The sequence below is a fragment of the Pseudomonas sp. ES3-33 genome (assembly GCF_000952175.1).
GTDB classification, from domain to species: Bacteria; Pseudomonadota; Gammaproteobacteria; order Pseudomonadales; family Pseudomonadaceae; genus Aquipseudomonas; species Aquipseudomonas gregormendelii.
This window is the reverse complement of sequence record NZ_JZRI01000107.1, coordinates 1-3,255: the sequence shown is the minus strand read 5'-3', so window position 1 is coordinate 3,255 and position 3,255 is coordinate 1. Positions and strand designations below refer to the sequence as shown.

Sequence of the window (3,255 nt, the reverse complement as noted above, 5' to 3'; positions counted from 1 at the left end):
CTATAAAGACCCTTCAAAGGTTAGAGGATTCTGTGGGCGAGGTGATCCATTTAAGCCAAGCGTAGCCCAATTCTGCCTTGGGTTGTGGTCGTCTCCGGGTGTCGATCACGGCACCATTTCTTGGTGTGCCCCAGCGTTCGATGTTAAAACGCCTGTACACGATTCCATCTACGCGATTGCGAGTTACGACCGATGGCCCCACGGAAGACTAAAGTACCAAAAGTTGTTGACGATGGAGCCAGCGTGAGCACCCGTGACGATTTTTCTGATGTGACTAAGATCGAGCTGCTTGTGAGAGCGGCGAACCTCTGTTCGCGTTGCCATGTCTTCACCGTTGGCTCAACAGATGCTGGTGACAGGAAAAATAGCATTGGTGTCGCTGCACACATCTGTGCGGCTGCGAGTGGGCCGGGTGCTAAGCGGTATGACGCAACCCAAACGAAAGCCCAGAGAAAACATTTCGATAACGGTATCTGGCTTTGCTATTCGTGCTCCAAGCTGATCGACAACGAAGAGACATTTCACACAGTAGCTCATTTAAAAGAAATGAAGGCCCGCCATCAAGTCTATGTGTCTGGATGGGTCGGTGTAGTGCCAATGGCACCATTCGAAGCCAAATCTGAAATTCGTGCGGGGATTCTTGAAGCAACCATCTCCCTGATTACAAAGGCAGGCAGTCCGGCAAATTTCGATGTCTCTGCAGTCGTAGAAGGCTATGAACAAACAATAAACAGTATCGATCCAAATTTTAAGGTTGTCGTCACCGCCACGAGCGATTCTGTTGTGCATGAATTGGTCCCAGTCACCAGCCCTGCACCGCCAATTCAGATGGTTTTTAATGATGATGATGCTAACATTTCTGCTGATCTCGCTTGGCAGAAAATGATTGAGGTAGGGGAGAGTATCCACATCCCTACAAATGATTTCAAATTCGTAGGTTCAAAACTATTCGAACATCTTAATGATGTCATCGTAGGTGGAACTCTTACGCTCACTCCCAGTAAACGACGACTAGAAACGTGCATCTATTTTGTCAGTGATGATGCGGAATTCGAGCTTGCTGCTACTGAATCATTTATGGGGAAGGGGTCAAAACAATTTGACATTGAAGGATCTGCGTTAGATGGATTTTTTACTTATCGCTATTTTATTCATGACCGCTACAAGGTGGACGCAACGTATACGTTCGACGTTGCTGGATGGCTCGGGCAGTCGATCAATAATCTGAGACATTATCGTCGGATTAAAAGAGCATATGACTTCGTTGTGAAATATCCGAAGTCTAAAGTCTCTATTGAAATTGTGCTGAATGGGCATCCCATGCGTCTTTGGGATGGAACGCATTCGGATTTTACCGAACTGTTCAACCGCTTGAAAAGAATAGTGGAAATAGCTGAGTTGTCTAGAATCATCGCCGCAAAAATTTCTAAGTCGTTAAAATTGAAAACTCTTGATTTGACAGTGAAAGATGAACGCTATATAGAGTTGTATGCTCAACTATTGAAAGGTGATGTAATTCGTAAGCTTGATTATGGCGAATATATCTTTTCCGCTCGTATTGACGAAGCGGAAAGCAAGGCCATAAATGTTTTCTGCTCGGAAGAACACACAGAGGTTACGATTACAAATTCACCTAAAATTGATTTTTTTGGTAATACTATCCGACTGCCCAAATTGACGAAGAAGGTTTCTTCTTACGATATCGTTTTCTATTCAAGTATACGAGAATCTGACTCCAAGTCTTTGTGGTGCTTAGGTAGGGCGAATAACTCTAGCGAATCAGTGATTTCAATTGAGGATGAAAGTTCACCTGCCCTGATCGAAAATTAAATTCATTCAGGTTTGCTTTGAAGTGTGTAAATTTTTAAAGGAGCATTATTCTGGTGTCAATTATTCAGGTAGAAAAAGCACTTCATGATTTTTCAGTCAAAAAAATGGGTTCTGCAATTGTTCTGAAAGGAGAGTGGGGCACGGGTAAAACCTTTCTCTGGAATTCGGTAATTGAAAAGTATAGAGCTGATTTTGCTCACGCTAATTATTCCTATGTTTCACTGTTTGGAATTAACTCATTGGCGGACTTAAAACGTTCAATTTTTGAGAATACAGTTCCCAGCAAAAAGGCTGGTGATGTTACCAGTAAAGATTCTGTTGTAGAGAATTTGAAGAAGCTTGATTTCAGCGATGGGGTTGGATGGCTGAGAAGAAATTTCGGCCATGGCAGAGAAGCTAAAATTCCATTTGTTGGAAGTTTTGGTGGGGTTATTGATTCAATTCAATATTCACTGGTGACAGAAACAATTGTATGTATTGATGATTTCGAGCGTCGTGGTAACTCCCTAGCCGCTCGGGATGTTTTGGGGTTGGTTTCAAATTTGATTGAAAAAAAGAATTGCTCTGTAATTCTTATTCTTAATGAAGGTTCTTTGAAACCTGATGATGAGTTTTTTACCTATAGTGAAAAGGTTTTCGATTACGAAGTTGTTTTCAGTCCGTCAGTGCAAGAATCTGTTTCTTTGGTTTTTAATTCGTCGGATGAAACACGCAAGATCGTTTCCGGTAATGTTGCTAAACTGAAAATAAATAATGTGCGATTGTTGAAGAAGGTTGATTACTTTGCGGGGCTTCTTCATGATCGGCTTAATGGCTGTCAGGAACAAATAAAACAGCAGGCTTATAAGATATTGCCCCTCGCTATACTCTCAATATATGGTGGGAAATCAGCAGTCGTAGATATTGATTTCGTATTGAATTATGAGGGCAATTTGTCAGGCTATCGTTTGCCCGGTGATGAACCGACACCAGAAGAGTTAGCGGCACAAGCAGTGATAGATTCAAAGATAGAATATCTTGAATCATACGGTTTTGGAGCCTGTGATGAGTTTGATGTTGCAATCATAGATTTGGTTAAAAAAGGTTATGCTGATGATGAGTCATTGCAGAATCTAGTCCAGACCTTGGAGTCTAAGATAAAACATGAAGAAGATATTGCTCTGTTGCAAAAGGCATGGAATGTTTTTCATGCTTCTTTTTTGAATAATGATGATGAGGTTTTTGCAGCTTTCGATTTGGCTATGGATGTAGCTCTTGTAAAGTTCACAATAAATGATTTGGATTCAATCGCTTCTATTTACTATGATGTGGGCAGAATAGTAAAAATTAATGAAGCTATTGATACGTATTTTTCTGAAGTAATCATTCCTAGCGACATACGTGAAAAAAGTGATATTTTTCGCTGGCCTTCAAATGTGTATATTC

General features: G+C 41.2%; 2 protein-coding genes. Both read left to right on the top strand.

Features of this window, described 5'->3' with window-relative positions; translation table 11 throughout:
- Positions 1-243 precede the first annotated feature (243 nt).
- Positions 244-1,830 (top strand): hypothetical protein, encoded by a 1,587-nt coding sequence (locus UB23_RS18550; RefSeq protein ID WP_236695869.1) that lies wholly within the window; start codon positions 244-246, stop codon positions 1,828-1,830.
- 53 nt (positions 1,831-1,883) lie between these two features.
- On the top strand, positions 1,884-3,255 hold a 1,372-nt coding region (locus tag UB23_RS29490), incomplete at its 3' end, for a P-loop NTPase fold protein (RefSeq protein WP_152644296.1).